This is a genomic window from Nonomuraea africana (assembly GCF_014873535.1).
GTDB classification, from domain to species: Bacteria; Actinomycetota; Actinomycetes; order Streptosporangiales; family Streptosporangiaceae; genus Nonomuraea; species Nonomuraea africana.
Map to the genome: position 1 here is coordinate 5,240,854 of NZ_JADBEF010000001.1, position 15,567 is coordinate 5,256,420.

At 71.4% G+C, this 15,567-nt stretch carries 12 protein-coding genes; 7 read left to right on the top strand and 5 right to left on the bottom strand.

The features are described 5' to 3' along the window. The first annotated feature begins 12 nt into the window (after positions 1–12). Both H4W81_RS24820 and H4W81_RS24825 read left to right on the top strand, forming a co-directional pair. Positions 13–1,317, top strand: a complete 1,305-nt coding sequence (locus H4W81_RS24820) for an IS256 family transposase (protein WP_192775003.1) — start codon at positions 13–15, stop codon at positions 1,315–1,317. 727 nt (positions 1,318–2,044) lie between these two features. Further along, positions 2,045–2,830 (top strand): M23 family metallopeptidase, encoded by a 786-nt coding sequence (locus tag H4W81_RS24825; RefSeq protein WP_225958782.1) that lies wholly within the window; start codon positions 2,045–2,047, stop codon positions 2,828–2,830. Positions 2,831–3,156: 326 nt separating this feature from the next. Here the strand turns inward: H4W81_RS24825 and H4W81_RS24830 are convergent, their stop codons facing one another. Together H4W81_RS24830 and H4W81_RS24835 are read right to left on the bottom strand one after the other, a co-directional pair. Beyond that, complete coding sequence (locus tag H4W81_RS24830; RefSeq protein ID WP_192777009.1) at positions 3,157–4,296, bottom strand: NAD(P)/FAD-dependent oxidoreductase; 1,140 nt, start codon at positions 4,294–4,296, stop codon at positions 3,157–3,159. Positions 4,297–4,353: 57 nt separating this feature from the next. Further along, positions 4,354–5,574 carry a deoxyguanosinetriphosphate triphosphohydrolase gene (locus tag H4W81_RS24835; protein ID WP_192777010.1) on the bottom strand — a complete coding sequence of 407 codons (1,221 nt, stop codon included), beginning with the start codon at positions 5,572–5,574 and terminating at the stop codon, positions 4,354–4,356. Positions 5,575–5,688: 114 nt separating this feature from the next. Here H4W81_RS24835 and H4W81_RS24840 point away from each other — a divergent pair, with 114 nt between their 5' ends. From H4W81_RS24840 to H4W81_RS24860, 5 genes are read left to right on the top strand one after another with little or no spacing between them, the layout of a single operon-like run. Further along, positions 5,689–5,859 (top strand): hypothetical protein, encoded by a 171-nt coding sequence (locus H4W81_RS24840; RefSeq protein WP_192777011.1) that lies wholly within the window; start codon positions 5,689–5,691, stop codon positions 5,857–5,859. Continuing rightward, positions 5,856–6,578 (top strand): ABC transporter ATP-binding protein, encoded by a 723-nt coding sequence (locus tag H4W81_RS24845; protein ID WP_192777012.1) that lies wholly within the window; start codon positions 5,856–5,858, stop codon positions 6,576–6,578. The genes H4W81_RS24840 and H4W81_RS24845 overlap by 4 nt, the downstream gene beginning before the upstream one ends. After that, positions 6,575–9,007, top strand: coding sequence for an FtsX-like permease family protein (locus H4W81_RS24850; RefSeq protein WP_192777013.1), 2,433 nt, complete (start codon positions 6,575–6,577; stop codon positions 9,005–9,007). The genes H4W81_RS24845 and H4W81_RS24850 overlap by 4 nt, the downstream gene beginning before the upstream one ends. 10 nt (positions 9,008–9,017) lie before the next feature. Further along, positions 9,018–10,487: a M48 family metalloprotease gene (locus H4W81_RS24855; RefSeq protein ID WP_192777014.1), complete on the top strand. Its 1,470-nt coding sequence runs from the start codon at positions 9,018–9,020 to the stop codon at positions 10,485–10,487. A 50-nt stretch (positions 10,488–10,537) separates the two neighbouring features. Next, complete coding sequence (locus H4W81_RS24860; protein ID WP_192777015.1) at positions 10,538–10,936, top strand: hypothetical protein; 399 nt, start codon at positions 10,538–10,540, stop codon at positions 10,934–10,936. Positions 10,937–10,974: 38 nt separating this feature from the next. On the opposite strand, the gene ppdK is transcribed toward H4W81_RS24860, so the two are convergent. From ppdK to H4W81_RS24875, 3 genes are all read right to left on the bottom strand, one after another. Continuing rightward, positions 10,975–13,608, bottom strand: coding sequence for a pyruvate, phosphate dikinase (gene ppdK, locus H4W81_RS24865; RefSeq protein WP_192777016.1), 2,634 nt, complete (start codon positions 13,606–13,608; stop codon positions 10,975–10,977). Positions 13,609–13,795: 187 nt separating this feature from the next. Next, a complete protein-coding gene (locus tag H4W81_RS24870) occupies positions 13,796–14,011 on the bottom strand; it encodes a hypothetical protein (protein ID WP_192777017.1) in 216 nt (71 codons plus the stop codon). 38 nt (positions 14,012–14,049) lie between these two features. Continuing rightward, on the bottom strand, positions 14,050–15,531 hold the full coding sequence (locus H4W81_RS24875) for a serine/threonine-protein kinase (protein WP_192777018.1): 1,482 nt from the start codon (positions 15,529–15,531) through the stop codon (positions 14,050–14,052). Between the last annotated feature and the right edge of the window lie 36 nt (positions 15,532–15,567).

Genomic DNA, 15,567 nt, shown 5'->3' on the forward strand with positions numbered 1-15,567 from the left:
AGAACGCACCTGATGAGTACTGTGATCCAGGCATCGACGGAGATCGACCTGGAGGACGCCGCGGTGGCGCGCAAGAAGCCGGACAACTCGACGGATCGGGAGCTGGTGGCCAAGCTGGTCGACCAGGCGCGGGCCGAAGGAGTCGAACTGGTCGGGGAGAACGGGCTGCTGGGCCGGCTGACCAAGCTGGTACTGGAGTCCGCTCTCGAAGGCGAGATCACCGACCATCTCGGCTACGACAAGCACGAACGCTCCGGCGGCGAGACGGGCAACACCCGCAATGGCAGCCGGGCCAAGACCGTCATCACCGACGTCGGGCCGGTGGAGATCACCGTCCCCCGCGATCGGGACGGCAGCTTCGAGCCGAAGATCGTGCGCAAGCGGCAACGACGGCTGTCCGGGGTGGATGAGATGGTCATCTCGCTGGCCGCCAAGGGCCTGACCACCGGCGAGATCTCCGCGCACCTGGCCGAGGTTTACGGCGCTGAGGTCTCCAAGCAGACCATCTCCACCATCACCGACAAGGTGCTGGAGGGGATGGCCGAGTGGCAGAACCGGCCGCTCGATGTCGTCTATCCGGTGATCTTCATTGACGCTATCCACGTCAAGCTGCGTGAGGGCCAGGTCGCCAACCGGCCGATCTACGTGGCGATGGCGGTCACCGTCGACGGCGAGCGTGACATCCTCGGGCTATGGGCCGGCGACGGCGGAGAGGGCGCCAAGTTCTGGCTGCACGTGCTGACCGAGATCAAGAACCGCGGCGTCGCTGACGCGCTGATGGTGGTCTGCGACGGCCTGAAGGGGCTGCCTCAGGCCATCGAGACCGTCTGGCCGCAGGCGGTGGTGCAAACGTGTGTCGTTCACCTGTTGCGCGCCAGCTTCCGCTACGCCGCCCGCCAGCACTGGGACGCCATCGCCAAGGCCCTCAAGCCCGTCTACACCGCCCCGACCGAGGCCGCCGCGCTCGAGCGCTTCTACGAGTTCGCCGAGACCTGGGGCGGCAAGTACCCGGCGATCGTGAAGCTATGGGAGGACGCCTGGGCCGAATTCGTGCCCTTCCTCAACTTCGACACCGAGATCCGCCGGGTGATTTGCTCCACCAACGCCATCGAGTCGGTCAACGCCCGCATCCGGCGGGCAGTCAAGGCCCGCGGCCACTTCCCGAACGAGCAAGCCGCGCTCAAGTGCGTCTACATGGCCATCATGAGCCTGGACCCGACCGGCAAGGGCCGCAAACGCTGGATCACCCGCTGGAAAGCCGCTTTGAACGCCTTCGCCATCACCTTCGAAGGCCGCCTGAACCCGACCACCCGATAACTAATCAAGATCGAGATACACCGTTAACTGGACACACCCCGCAACGCCTCACGTGCGGGATGTCGGCTCGAGGGCGGGGTGCTCAAAGGCGACGTGTCGACTCGAGGGCCGGGCCCTCGGGGGCGACGTGTCGACTCGAGGGCGGGATAGTCGAGCGTCTCCTCCGATGGGTGAGATCTCGACTTCCGGGAGGGGTCGCCGACGATGGGTGGGGTCGTCTTCTGGGAGGGGTCGCCGAGCTGCACCTTCCCTAACGGGCGGCGTAACGGTGGGAAGTGTCGCGCCCGAGGAGCGTCGACCGGGCAGGCGGGGCGCGGTGACCAGCGGTGAGCTTACGTTGGCTTGCCGTACGGAATGGAGAGACCACAGCAAGCCGGACCGGATGGCAAGACCACAGCACGCCGGACGGGATGGAGAGACAACGGCACGCCATGGGAGGGGAGAGACCACAGGAAGCCGGATAGAGCACCGCCGGATGGAGGGAGAGCACCGGTGAGCCGGACGCGGGGGGCCGTGGAGAGCCGAGACCGGGGATGGCCAGGGAGCGGGTGGATAAGTGGAAAGCGGTCATGGCGGCTGGCCCGGTCGGTTACAAAGGTAAAGGTTGTCATTGGATACGCTGACACAGGTGGAGATCATGCGATCGGGGCGTCTAAGTGCAGTCGTGGTCGGCGCCGTCCTGTTGGCCGGAGGATGCGGGCAGGCCACCGGTGTGGCGGGAGTGAGCATGAAGGCGCCGGCCGAGGCCACCGACCCCAGTGCCGCCCCGAGCGGCGCCGAGAGCGCGGCCCCGGGAACCGAGCAGCAGGCGGGTGTGCGGCGGCCCGCCGCCGCCGATCCCGTCAAGGTGCCGCCGCCGGAGGTGTCCAAGTACGACTACGCCTTCCCCGTCAAGGGCTGCGACACCAACTACCAGCGCAAGCTGCTCATCATCCCCAAGACGACCATCTGGGCCGCCAAGGGATGCTCGTTCGTCGCCCCCGTCGACGGGGTGATCGACGAGGTGAACCTGAGCAACCGCTGGAAGCCCTCCACCGACCTCGGCGCCGAGCGTGAGGGCCGGTTCGTCTCGATCATCGGCGAGGACGGCGTCCGCTACCTCGGCGGCCACCTCGACTCCGTCACCGAGGGGCTCGCGTCCGGCACGAAGGTGAAGGCGGGACAGGTTCTCGGCAAGATCGGCAACTCGGGCAACGCCCGCGACACCGCCCCGAACCTCTACTTCGCGATCTCGTGGAAGACAGGCCCCGCCTACTGGTGGGTGCGGCGCGGCATGGTCGAGCCGTGGGACTACCTCGACGCCTGGCTGAAGGGCAATCGCACGCTGTCTCCCAAGGAGGAGACCTTCAAGCTGCGCCGCAAGCTCGGCGAGACGCCCGCCTGCACCACGCTGTGCGCCGCCAATCCCGTCAGCCCGCCTGAGGAGAAGGAGAAGGAGCGCAAGAAGAAGCCGACCACTCCCACGGCCGAGCCGACCCAGCCGCCGCCCCTCAACGACACCGGAACGCTCTAGCCCATCGGCCGTCTCCACCGACGGCCGAGGATGGGGCCGCCTGAAGCCTGGCCCGTAGAGCGCGATGACGGGGTCAGGCCGAGGGCGGCTCTCAGAGCGGACACCGCAAGAGCAGGTCGAGAGACCACCGGAAAGCGCGCTACGAGGTGTCGTCGAAAGACCGGGCGAAAGAGCACGCCGCGAGGGCAGGATGAGAGACGGCACCGGAGGGCGCGCCCCTGACGTCTCGCCGGGGAAAGGCCCTTGAGGGCGCGTCGAGAGGCGGCGACCGGGTCAGGCGTGGAGCGAGTGATCAAGGGGAACAGGGCAGTTCGGTTGGTAGCAGGTCAGTCCGGTGGTGGGAGTGGGCTGCCGGAGCGGATGAGTTGTTGGATGTCGTCGACGACGTCCCAGACGTTGACGTTCATCCCGGCGATCACCCTGCCCTCGCGCAGCCAGTAGGCGATGAACTCCAGGCCCTCGCCCCTGATGACGACCTCGTCATAGCCCAGGGTGTCGCCGCTGAACTCCATGCCGAGCTCGAACTGGTCGGTGTAGAAGTACGGCACGCGGTCGTAGACGACCTCCAGCCCGAGCATCGACCTGGCCGCCGCCGGGCCGCCGTTGAGCGCGTTGGCCCAGTGCTCGACGCGCAGCCGCCGTCCGTACAGGGGATGGTAGGACTCGGCGACGTCCCCCGCCGCGTAGACGTCCGGGTGGGAGGTGCGCAGCGCGGCGTCGGTGCGGATGCCGTCGCCCACCTCCAGTCCCGCCTCACGGGCCAGCTCCACGTTCGGCGCGGCGCCGATGCCCGCGACGACCAGGTCGGCGGGCAGCCGCTCGCCGTCGCCCAGCCGTACGGCGGCTGCCTCGACCTCCTCGGCGGCGACGCCGAGCCGCAGGTCCACGCCGTGGCGGCGGTGGAGGTCGGCGAAGACCTCGCCGAGCTCGGGACCGAGGACCCGGTGCAGCGGACTGGGCTCGGGTTCGACGACGGTGACCTCGCACCCGGCCAGCCGGGCGGCCGCGGCGGTCTCCAGGCCGATCCAGCCCGCACCGATGATCACCACCCTGCCGCCCGCCGCGAAGCCCGCCTTGAGCGCCTCGCTGTCGGCCACCGTCCGCAGCGTGAGCGCGGCTCCCGGCAGCGTGCGGGCGCTGGCGCCGGTGGCGATGAGCAGCTTGTCGTAAGGCTGGCGGGCACCGTCGTCGAGGGTGACCTCGTGCGCGTCCAGCGAGATGCCGGTCACGGTGGTGCCGAGGCGCAGGTCGATCGCCTGGTCGGCGTACCAGTACGGCGGCTGGACGAAGATCTTCTCCCGCTCGCTCTTGCCCTGCAGGTAGCCCTTGGACAGCGGCGGCCGTTCGTAGGGCCGCTCGTTCTCGGCGCCGATGAGCACGACCTCGCCGGTGAAGCCCTCTTCCCGCAGTGTCTGCGCCGCTTTGGCCCCTGCGAGCCCCGCGCCGACGATCACAAAGGTTGCCATGTTCGGAGTATCGCCTCTCGGCCTCCCGAAGTCTGGACCGACGCACGGAAGACGGGGTCAGCGGGAGAGGCGGCGGTGCCAGGCGACGGCCGACGTGTCGGTGAGGGAGGCGATCTGGTCGATCACCACGCGGACCCTGGCGGCGTCGTCCTTCGCGCCGGTGAAGGCGGGTCTGAGGGCCGGCTCGAGCGTGTGGGGCGCGCCGAGCGTGATGAGCGAGGCCAGCTCCGAGATCAGCTCGCGCTGCCTGGCCTGGTTGGCGTGGTGGTCGTCGGTGGTCATGACGTAGTGCGCGGTGACGCCCTTGAGCAGCGCGCACTCCAGCCGCGTCACCCGCGGCACGACCAGGTCGGCGCGGTGGCGGTAGCCGAAGGCCTCCTTGGTCGCGGCCTGGGCCGAACGGCAGAAGCGACCGATGAGCCCGCTGGTCAGCGCCTTGAGCCCGGCCAGGTCGGCGAGCGTGGCCGCGAAGTGGCGGGGCCAGAGCGAGAACGAGAGCAGCCGGTCGAAGGCCTCCTCGAGCTCGGCGCAGGTGGCGTCTGGAACGTACCAGGTGCGGGTCAGCCGGCAGACGGCCTCGCGCTCGGTCGGCGAGCGCAGCGCCTCTGGGGTGACGTGGCCGGAGTGGAGCGCGTCCTCGAGGTCGTGGACGGAGTAGGCGACGTCGTCGGCCCAGTCCATGATCTGCGCCTCGAAGCTCACCCGCTTCGAGGGCGCGCCGTCCCTGATCCACTCGAAGACCGGCAGGTCGTCGTCGTAGACGCCGAACTTCCCGCCGCCGGCGCGCGGCCACGGGTACTTCACCGAGGCGTCGAGCGAGGCCCTGGTGAGGTTGAGGCCCGCGCTGCTGCCGTCGCTGGTGAGCACCTTGGCCTCGAGTCTGGTGAGCAGGCGCAGACTCTGGGCGTTGCCCTCGAACCCGCCGCAGGAGGCGGCCAGCTCGTCGAGCACGGTCTCGCCGTTGTGGCCGAAGGGCGGGTGGCCGAGGTCGTGGGCCAGGCACGCGGTCTCGACCAGGTCGGGGTCGACGCCGAGCGTGGCGCCCATCTCCCTGCCGACCTGGGCGCACTCGAGGGAGTGGGTGAGCCTGGTGCGCGGGATGTGCTGGCCGCCACCGAGCGTCTCGGCGGGCCCGACGACCTGTGTCTTGGCCGCCAGCCTGCGCAGGGCCGCGCTGTGGAGCACCCTGGCCCGGTCGCGCTCGAACGCGCCCCTGTCGGGGTTGCCAGGCGGTTCGGGAACCCATCGTTCCTGGTCATGGTCGGTGTATTGGCCCATAAGTGCTGTGAGTGTACCCACCCGCACCGCGAAGTCTCACTCCAGCTGGCTGTACCTCCGCCGCGGCAGGTGGCCGGATTCCGCTTCCTTGATCGTTTTTCTAGCGTCGTCGTCATGAGAATCAAGATGATGTTGTGGGTGGTGCTGACGGTCTGCCTGGCTGTCAACGTGGTGGCGGGCACGGTCGGGGGCGGGAACCTGTTGATCGGCCTGCCGTCGGGACTGATCGCGGTGGGCTGCGCCGCCGGTCTGGTCGCGCTCCACCTGAAGGAGCGGCGTTCGTGAACGACGTCGTCACCCTGGAGCGGGTCACCAGGTCCTACGGGAGTGTCACCGCGCTCGACGATGTCTCGCTCGGCTTCCCCCGTGGCCGGTTCGTGGCCGTGATGGGCCCGTCGGGCTCGGGCAAGAGCACGCTGCTGCACTGCGCCGCCGCGCTGGACACCCCGACGTCCGGCACGGTGACGATCGGCGGCGTGACGGTCAGCGGCCTGAACGAGACCAGGCGCACGGAGCTCCGCAGGAAGCGCGTCGGGTTCGTCTTCCAGTCCTACAACCTGCTGCCGTCCATCACCGTCGAGGAGAACCTCACGCTGCCGCTGCGGCTGGCGGGCGTCCGCCCGGACCGGGCGTGGCTGGCGGAGCTGGTCGAGAGGGTGGGGCTGGGAGGGCGGCTGCGGCACCGGCCGGCCGAGCTGTCGGGCGGGCAGCAGCAGCGCGCCGCGCTCGTCCGCGCGCTGGCCGCCCGTCCCGACGTCGTCTTCGCCGACGAGCCCACGGGGGCGCTCGACCTGCGCAGCGCGGCCGAGGTGCTGACGCTGCTGCGCCGGCTGGTCGACGAGCTGGGCCAGACGGTGATCATGGTCACCCACGATCCCGCCGCCGCCGCGCGGGCGCACGAGACGCTGGTGATGGCCGACGGCAGGGTGGTCGAACTGCTGTCGGCGCCGGCTCCCGAGGACCTCGCGGTACGGCTGACGCGGCTGAACGGAGCGCTCACGTGATCAGGACGGCGCTGGCCATGTCCGGCCTCGGCGGGCTCGTCGTGGCGTTCTTCGCGGTCTTCGGCGGCATGGCGCTGGTCACGGGGACCGGTGTGATCGTCGAGTCGGGGCTGCGGTCGGAGGTGCGCTCGCCGCGGCTGAGCGAAGCCGACGTGGTGGTCTCGGCACGGCAGCGGATTCCCCGGAAGGAGGACCTGTCCGTGGCGCTTCCCGAGCGTGCCACGCTGCCCGTGTCGCTCGTGGACCGGCTGGCGGGGCTGCCCGGCGTCGAGTCCGCCGTGGGCGACCTGAGCTTTCCCGCCGCGATCTTGCCCGGCGCGGGCGACCGTACCGGCCGGGCCGATCCGGCGGGGGCGGGGCACGGGTGGGGGTCGCTGGCGTTCACCGGCGGCCGGGCGGTCGGCGGCGTCCCTCCGAGGCGGGACGGCGAGGTGGCCGTGGCGGGCGCGCGCGTCGGGCAGGAGGTGCGGGTGGTCGCGGGCGGCCGTCCAGGCCGCTACCGGGTGACGGCCGTGATCGACGCGCCCGGCCTGTACTTCGCCGACTCCACGGCCGCCCGGCTGGCGGGAAGGAGCGGCAGGGTCGATCTGGTGGCGCTGCGCGCCGAGCCCGGCGTCACCGCGCAGGCCGCGGCGGACGCGGCAGGGCGGCTGCTCGGCGACCGCTACGAGATCTCCACCGGCGGGGCGCGGGGCGACGCCGAGCGCCCAGGCACCGCCGCCGCGCGCGGCCTGCTCATCGCGCTGCCGGCCTCGATCGGCGGGATCAGCCTGATCACGGTCGGGTTCGTGATCGGCGGCGGCCTGTCGCTCTCGATCAACAGGCAGCGCCGTGACCTGGCGCTGCTACGCGCGGCGGGCGCCACGCCGCGCCAGGTCAGGCGCCTGGTCGCGGTCCAGGGCGGGGTCGCCGCACTGGCCGCGCTGGCGCCGGGGGCCGCGCTCGGCTACTACCTGGCGGCCCGCCTGGGCGAGCTGCTGGCGGACACCGGCATGCTGCCGACCGATCTGCCCCTCACCTACGGGCCGCTGCCCGCCGTGGCCGCCGCCGTCCTGCTGCTGGGGGTGGTCAGGGTCGCGGCGTGGACGGCTTCGCTGAGGGCGTCGCGGATGCCGCCCGTCTCGGCCGTCGCCGAGTCGAAGGCCGAGCCGCGCGAGCCGTCCAGGGCGCGGACAGGGGGCGGCCTGCTGCTCATGCTGGGCGCGCTGGTGCTGTCGAGCGCGCCGCTGGTGGTGCGCACCGAGATGGCCGCCATCGGCCCGGCCACCGCCGCCCTTCTCGCGATCATCGGGCTGGCCCTGGCGGGGCCGCGGCTGGTCCAGGTCGTCACCGGAGCGCTGGCGCGGCGGCTGCCGCAGGGGCTGTCCGCGCCCCTGTGGCTGGCGATCACCAACTCCCACGGCTACGCGCTCAGGACGGCCGGCGCCGTCGCCGCCCTCGGCATGGTCGTCACGCTCGGGCTCAGCGTCGTGCTGACCCAGACCACGATCAGCCGGGCCAAGGCCGACGAGGCGCGGGCGGGCCTGGCCGGCGTCGCCTCGGTCTCCGCGCCGGGCCTCGGCGGCATCCCGCACGGCCTGCTCGACGACGTGCGCGCCCGGCCCGGTGTCACCGCGGCCGCCACTGCCTCGACGACCACGGTGCTGACCCGCTCGCTGGCCATCGGCGACGATCCCGAGCTCCACTCCAGGACCGCCATGGTCCTCGGCCCCGACGCGCACGGCGTCGTGGACCTCGGCGTGGTCGACGGCAGCCTGGCCGAGCTCAGGGGTGACACGGTGGCCCTCGACGCCCGCCTCGGCGAGGTCGGTGAGCGGCTCGACCTCCTCATGGGCGACGGGACGCCGGTGCGGGCGCGCGTGGTCGCGACGTACTCGCGGGCGCTCGGCTTCGGCCAGATCGTCGTCTCCCGCGACCTCGCCGCCGGGCACACGACCACGGGCCTCGACTCGGAGATCCTGGTCCGGCCCGCCACGGCGGACCTCGCCGCCCTGGTCGAGGCATGGCCGGGAGCAGAGGTGTCGAAGCGGGCCGCCACGGCGGTCGCGGGTGAGGCGTCGGCCCAGGGGCTGGTGAACATCGCGGTGCTGGCCGTGTTGATCGCTTACGTGCTGGTGTCCGTCGCCAACCGGCTGGTGGCCACGACCACGGGCAGAGGCGAGGAGCTGCTCGCGCTGCGGCGGCTGGGCGCGACGCCGGAACAGGTCAGGCGGATGCTGCGCTGGGAGTCGCTGGTGATCGCGCTCCTCGCGGCCGTCTCGGGCCTGGTGCTGGCCGGCGTGCCGCTGGCCTTGCTGAGCATCGGCTTCCTCGGCAGGCCGTGGCCCGCGGGGCCGCTGTGGCTGGTGCCGGCGAGCGTGCTGGTGGTCGCGATGGTGGTGTGGCCGGCGGTCAACCTTCCGGTCAGAAGGCGGCATCTCGCCCTATAAGGTCATCGGGGTGACCACCGCGTTCCGCGCCGTGCTGGCTTTCGCCCTGCTGGCCGGCTTCTACGTGCTCGTCGGCCTGATCCTGGCCGCTGCCGTCTTCTTCGACGTCCTGCTGTTCGTCGACTTCCACGCCAGGGGCATCCAGATCGCGATCGTGCTCACGCTCGCCGCGGGCGCCCTGGTGCGGGCGCTGTGGATGGTCAGCCGCAGGAGTCAGGGCGAGGAGCCCGGCCTGGCGGTCGGCAGGGACGAGGAGCCCGAGCTGTGGCGCACGGTGGAGGAGCTGGCGCAGCGGGTCAAGACCGCGCCGCCGGACGAGATCAGGCTGGTCGCCGAGGTCAACGCGGCCGTCTCCGAGGACACCCGCTTCCTCGGCCTGTCGTCGTCCAGGCGGCGCATGTACATCGGGCTGCCGCTGCTCCAGACGCTCACGGTGGACGAGGCGCGGGCCGTGCTCGGGCACGAGCTCGGGCACTACTCCGGCGCGCACACCCGCCTCGGCGCGCCGGTCTACCGGGGCAGGGTCGCGCTGATCGCGACCGTGCAGGGGCTCGGCAACCACCCGTTCATCCGGCGGCTGTTCCTCGCCTACACCAAGCTCTACCTGCGCATCTCCCAGGCGGTGTCGCGACGGCAGGAGCTGGAGGCCGACGCCTTCGCCGTCGCGATCGCGGGACCGGCCGCGATGGCGAACGCCCTCACGAAGGTCCGCGACACGGCGCACGCGTGGCACCTGTTCACCGAGAGCTACCTGTCGATGGCCGGCATCGCGGGCAACAGGCCCGCCTCCGTCTTCGGCGGCTTCCGCGCCCTCGTCGGCGACCCCGTACGGCAGGCGGAGCTGGCCAGGCTGGCCGAGCAGCCGGAGGAGACCTCCCCTTACGACTCGCACCCGAGCCTCGGCGAGCGCCTGGCCGCGATCGCGCGGCTGCCCGAGCCCGCGCACGTCCCCGACCCTCGTCCCGCCACCATGCTGCTGCGTGACGCCACGGTGGCCGCGCACGCGCTCGAGCAGTCCTTCTGGACGCGGGAGGCGCTGGCGATGCGCCCGGTGTCGTGGGAGGACCTGATCGCGCGCGGCATGTACACGGCGGTGAACGAGGAGGCGCTGCGTGACCTGGCCGTGGCGGGGCAGCGGGTGATGGGGGCGGCGCTGCCGTACCTCGACGCGACCTTCGAGGCGCTGGCCCGCGGGCAGCACGCCGCGCTGGAGGCCGAGCTGCTCGGGCTCGGGTGGAACCCCTCGGAGAAGCTGCTCGCGTCGGTGCTCGGCAGGGCGCTGGAGGCGACGCTCATCCAGCACGACCAGGCGCGCTGGGTGCTGTCCTGGTCGGGGCCGGCCAGGTTGCTGTTCGCGGACGGCGAGGAGGTGCTCGTGGCCGAGTACGCCGCCCAGGTGGTCGCCGACCCGTCCGGGGTGCCGGGGATGCGTTCGTGGCTGGCGGGCATGGGCGTGAAACCCGACTTCGTCCCCGCCTGAGTAGGCCCTACTCTGGCCCCGCCGCCCGGGGCGGCCGCAGCATGGGCGCCATGATGGGACGAATCGCGGCGGCCGCGCTCATCGGCTGGGTGATCACGTGGTGGGGCCCCGTCCACGCCGGCACCTCCCTGGTGGAGGCGTCGGGGACCTACGAGGAGGAGTGGTACCAGCGGCCCGTGGTCAGGGGCGAGCTGTTCACCTTCGCGGGCCAGTGCGGGCGGGTGACCGTGGAGATGACCTACCAGACCAACCCGGCCTACTACATCAAGCAGTGGCGCTCCTCCGGCGACGTCTGCTCCTATCCGGCCGCGAGCCAGACGACGCCGTTCGCGATCGAGTTCGACGCGCCGACCCCGTCCGTCGACACGATCACCGTCACCGTCTGCCGCTGGACCATGTGGGAGCCGGTGGCCTGTGGCGCTCCGTCGACCATCTACACCAGGCCCTGACCGCCGGACCCTCTAGGGAGGGCCCGGCGGGGCGGAGGTCAGCGGGTGTCGGAGGCGTTCTGCTCCAGGGCGGCGCGGGCCGCCTCCAGCCGGGCGACCGGGACCCTGAACGGCGAGCACGACACGTAGTCGAGCCCCGCCTCGTGGCAGAAGTGGACCGAGTCGGGGTCGCCGCCGTGCTCGCCGCAGATGCCCAGCTTGACGTCGGGCCTGGTCTTCCTGCCCTCCTCGGCCGCGAGCCTGACCAGGCGGCCGACGCCGTCCCTGTCGAGGGTCTCGAACGGGGAGACGCCGAAGATGCCCAGCTCGAGGTAGCGGGAGAAGAAGGAGGCCTCGACGTCGTCGCGGGAGAAGCCCCACGCCATCTGGGTCAGGTCGTTGGTGCCGAAGGAGAAGAACTCCGCGGCCTCGGCGATCTGTCCCGCCGTGAGCGCGGCCCTGGGCGTCTCGATCATGGTGCCGACGAGCGCCTCGACGCCGATCTCCGCCAGGATGCCGACCGCCTCCTCGCGTACCGCCTCGAGCTCCTGGACGGCCGCGACCAGCGGGATCATGATCTCGGGCCGGGCGCCCGGAACCTCGCGGGCGGCCTCGGCGATGGCCCTGACCTGCATGGCGAACAGGCCGGGGATGACCAGGCCGAGCCGTACGCCCCTGAGGCCGAGCATCGGGTTCCGCTCGTGCAGCCGCTTGACGGCGGCCAGCAGGGTGCGCTCCTTGTCCGAGGCCTCGCCCTTGGCCACCTTCACCGACAGGTCCACCAGGTCGGGCAGGAACTCGTGCAGCGGCGGGTCGAGGAGCCTGATCGTCACCGGCAGGCCGTCCATGGCCTTGAAGATCTCGATGAAGTCGCTCTTCTGGAGGGGTTCGAGCGCGTCGAGGGCGGACTGCCGCTCCTCGTCCGAGGCGGCGAGCACCAGGTCCTCGACGAGCTGGCGGCGGTCACCGAGGAACATGTGCTCGGTACGGCACAGCCCGATGCCCGAGGCCCCGAAGCGCCTGGCACGCGCGGCGTCCTCGGCGCTGTCGGCGTTGGCCCGCACCCCCAGGCGGCGCACCTCGTCGGCGTGCTTCATGATGCGGTCCACCGCGCGGACGAGGTCGTCCTGCGGGGCGGCGCCCTCGAAGTACTCGACCACCGCCGAGTCCATCACCGGCACCTCGCCGAGGAAGACCTCGCCCGTGGTGCCGTCGATGGAGATGACGTCGCCCTCGTTGACCGTGACCCCGCCGGGCGCGGTGAAGCTCCGCGAGGAGGTGGAGACCTCCAGTTCCTCGGCCCCGCACACGCACGTCTTGCCCATGCCGCGGGCGACCACGGCCGCGTGGGAGGTCTTGCCGCCGCGGGAGGTCAGCACGCCCCTGGCGGCGATCATGCCGGACAGGTCGTCGGGGTTGGTCTCGCGCCTGACCAGGATGACGTCCTCGCCCTGCCCCGCCAGCTCGATCGCGCGCTCGGAGGTGAAGACGGCCTTGCCCACCGCGGCGCCGGGCGAGGCGTTCATGCCCTTGGTGAGCAGCCTGCGCTCGCCCTCGGCCGAGAAGCGGGGGAACATCAGCTGCGCGAGCTGGTCGCCGGTGATCCGGGTGACCGCCTCGTCGATGCTGATGAGGCCCTGGTCGACGAGCTGGGTGGCGATGCAGAACGCGGCGGCGGCGGTGCGCTTGCCGACCCTGGTCTGCAGCATCCAGAGCTTGCCCCGCTCGATGGTGAACTCGATGTCGCACAGGTCGCGGTAGTGGTTCTCGAGCTTCTCCATGATCTGCAGCAGCTCGTCGTAGGAGCGCTTGTCGATGCGCTCCAGCTCCTGCAGCGGGATGGTGTTGCGGATGCCGGCGACGACGTCCTCGCCCTGGGCGTTCTGCAGGTAGTCGCCGTAGAGGCCCTGCTGGCCGGAGCCGGGGTCACGGGTGAAGGCCACGCCCGTGCCGGAGTCCTCGCCGAGGTTGCCGAAGACCATGGCCACGATGTTCACCGCGGTGCCCAGGTCGGCGGGGATGCGCTCCTGGCGGCGGTAGAGGACGGCGCGGGGAGCGTTCCACGAGTCGAAGACGGCCATCACGGCGAGGCGCATCTGCTCGCGCGGGTCGGCGGGGAAGTCCTTGCCCGTCTCCGCGCGGACGATGCCCTTGAAGGTCTCGACCAGTCCCTGCAGCTCTTCGGCCGACAGGTCGGTGTCCTGGCGGGAGCCCTTGAGCGACTCCAGCGCGTGCTCGAACAGGTCGCCGTCGATGCCGAGCACGGTCCTGCCGAACATCTGGACGAGCCTGCGGTAGGAGTCCCAGGCGAACCGGTCGTTGCCGCCCGCCTGCTTGGCCAGCCCGTGCACGGACTCGTCGTTGAGCCCGATGTTCAGCACGGTATCCATCATGCCGGGCATCGAGAACTTGGCCCCTGAGCGGACGCTGACGAGCAGCGGGTCGTCGGCCTGGCCGAGCTTCTTGCCCATCGCGGATTCCAGCGCCGCCAGGTGCTCGGCGACCTCCGCCTCGAGCCCGTCAGGCACCGCGCCCTCCGCGAGGTAGTGGCGGCACGCCTGAGAGGTGATCGTGAATCCAGGGGGGACGGGCAGTCCGAGATTGGTCATCTCGGCCAGATTGGCGCCCTTACCCCCGAGAAGATCCTTGAGATCCTTGTTGCCCTCGGTGAAGTCGTAAACGTACTTGGCCACCAGAACTCCTTTGTGAACGCCTCCGTTCCGGACTCTACCGATAAAGACCGACTTGAAACTGCACCCCTTGGTTAAGTCCACGTTTCACCAGGTCAAGGTTAGTGCACCGGTCTAATCCACTGAAATTCCATTGGTTTATACCAATTGGTGTAAACCAATTTCTTGAACCGCCAGGATATGGGGCGCACTATCGCGACCTGGCCTTGAAGGGCCTCCGCGCGCGCCGCCACGGCAGCGCGAGCCACCTGGACGCCCGGCCCGCCTTCTTGACCGCGCCGCCGCTCTGTCCCTCGCTGGAGCGGCGCCGCACCGGCGACCGCGGACGCACGACGTGCCCTGCTCGACCCACCGAGCAGGGCACGCTCCGCACCGCGCCGGGCGTCGCGATGATCGTCTTCTTCACGGTGCTCCGGGCGGCCGCGTGGACCGGGCCGGGAACCGCTAGCGCAGGCCCGCGCTCTTGAGGAAGTCCGTCAGCGGGCCGTCGTCGAGCTTGCCCTTGCGGCTGTCCTTGTACAGCTCGCGCGTGAGGTCGAGGATCTTCTCCTGCGCCCCGGACTCGTCGCCCGCGATCACCGCCTTGGCCGCCTCGCGGATCCGCTCGTGCGCCTTGGCGGCCGTCTTCGGGTCGATGCCGCCCTTGGCCTCCTGGAGGAGGACGGCCCGGTCGAACTGGCCGAGCCACTTCTGCCAGCCGCCGGAAGGCGTGTATCCCCCGCGCTCGTCGTCATCGTCATCGTCGTCATCGGGCGGCGGCGTCACCGCCTCCGTCAGCTTCCCCACGGTCTCCGAGGGCGCCGGCGTGGGCTCCGGCTCGGGCGCGGAGGTGACGGGCGTGGAGGCGACGGCCACGGGCGTGGACGACGGGTTGGGCGTGCCCGAGGGCCCGTTGACCAGCGTCACGCCGAGGGCCACCGCCGCGATCACCGCCACGCCCGCCACCACCTGCAGGACCAGCCGCCGGTTCGGCCGGCTCGGCCCGGCGGGCCGAGTGGGCCCGGCGGGCTCGGCCGTCCAGGCGCCGGTCACCGGCATCGGGGCGGCCCTGCGCAGGTCCGCCGTCGGCACGGCGTCGGGCGACGGCATGACGGCCGTCGGGTTCGGGCCGCTCGCGGGGAAGGCGAAGGCCGCGAAGGCCTGCCGTACCTGCTCGGCGTTGGCGGGACGGCCGGCAGGCTCCTTGGCCAGCATGGCCACCACGAGCCGGTCCAGGGCCGGCGGCACGTCGGGCCTGATCCGCGCGGGCGGCACGGGCGGCTCGAAGATGTGCTTGCGCATCAGGTCGGCGGCCCCGCCGGAGAAGGGCGGCTGCCCGCACAGCAGCTCGTAGGCGACGCAGCCGAGCGCGTAGAGGTCGGAGGCGGCGGTGCCCGCCTCCCCGTTGATCTGCTCGGGCGCGAGGTAGGCCGCGGTGCCGACGACGGTGCCGACCGTCGTGAGGCGGGAGGTCTCGCTGGCCACCTGGGCGATGCCGAAGTCGAGGATCTTGAGCGTGCCGTTGGCCGTCCTGTGCAGGTTGGCGGGCTTGATGTCGCGGTGGATCACTCCGGCCTTGTGCGCGGCGTCGAGGCCCGACGCGGCCTGGCTCATGAGGCGGCAGACCTCGGCGACGCCGTACCTGTGCCCGTCGGCCAGCTCCTCGGCCAGGCTGCGGCCCGTCAGCAACTCCATCACCAGGTAGGGACGGCCGTCCTGCTCGCCGGTGTCGAAGACGGTGACCACGTTGGGGTGCACGATCTGGGCCGCCGCCCGCGCCTCACGGGCGAACCGCTCGCGGGCGGCGGGCTGCGTCACCTGAGGGGCGAGAATTTTGACGGCCACCGCCCTGCCGGTCCGCGGGTCGTGTCCCCGCCAGACCTCGCCCATACCGCCGCGCCCGATCGGCTCGTCCAGCTGGTAGCGCCCGTCCAGCATTTCCGGCATATTTCCCGCCAATGGCTCAGATTCCTCGTATTTCCG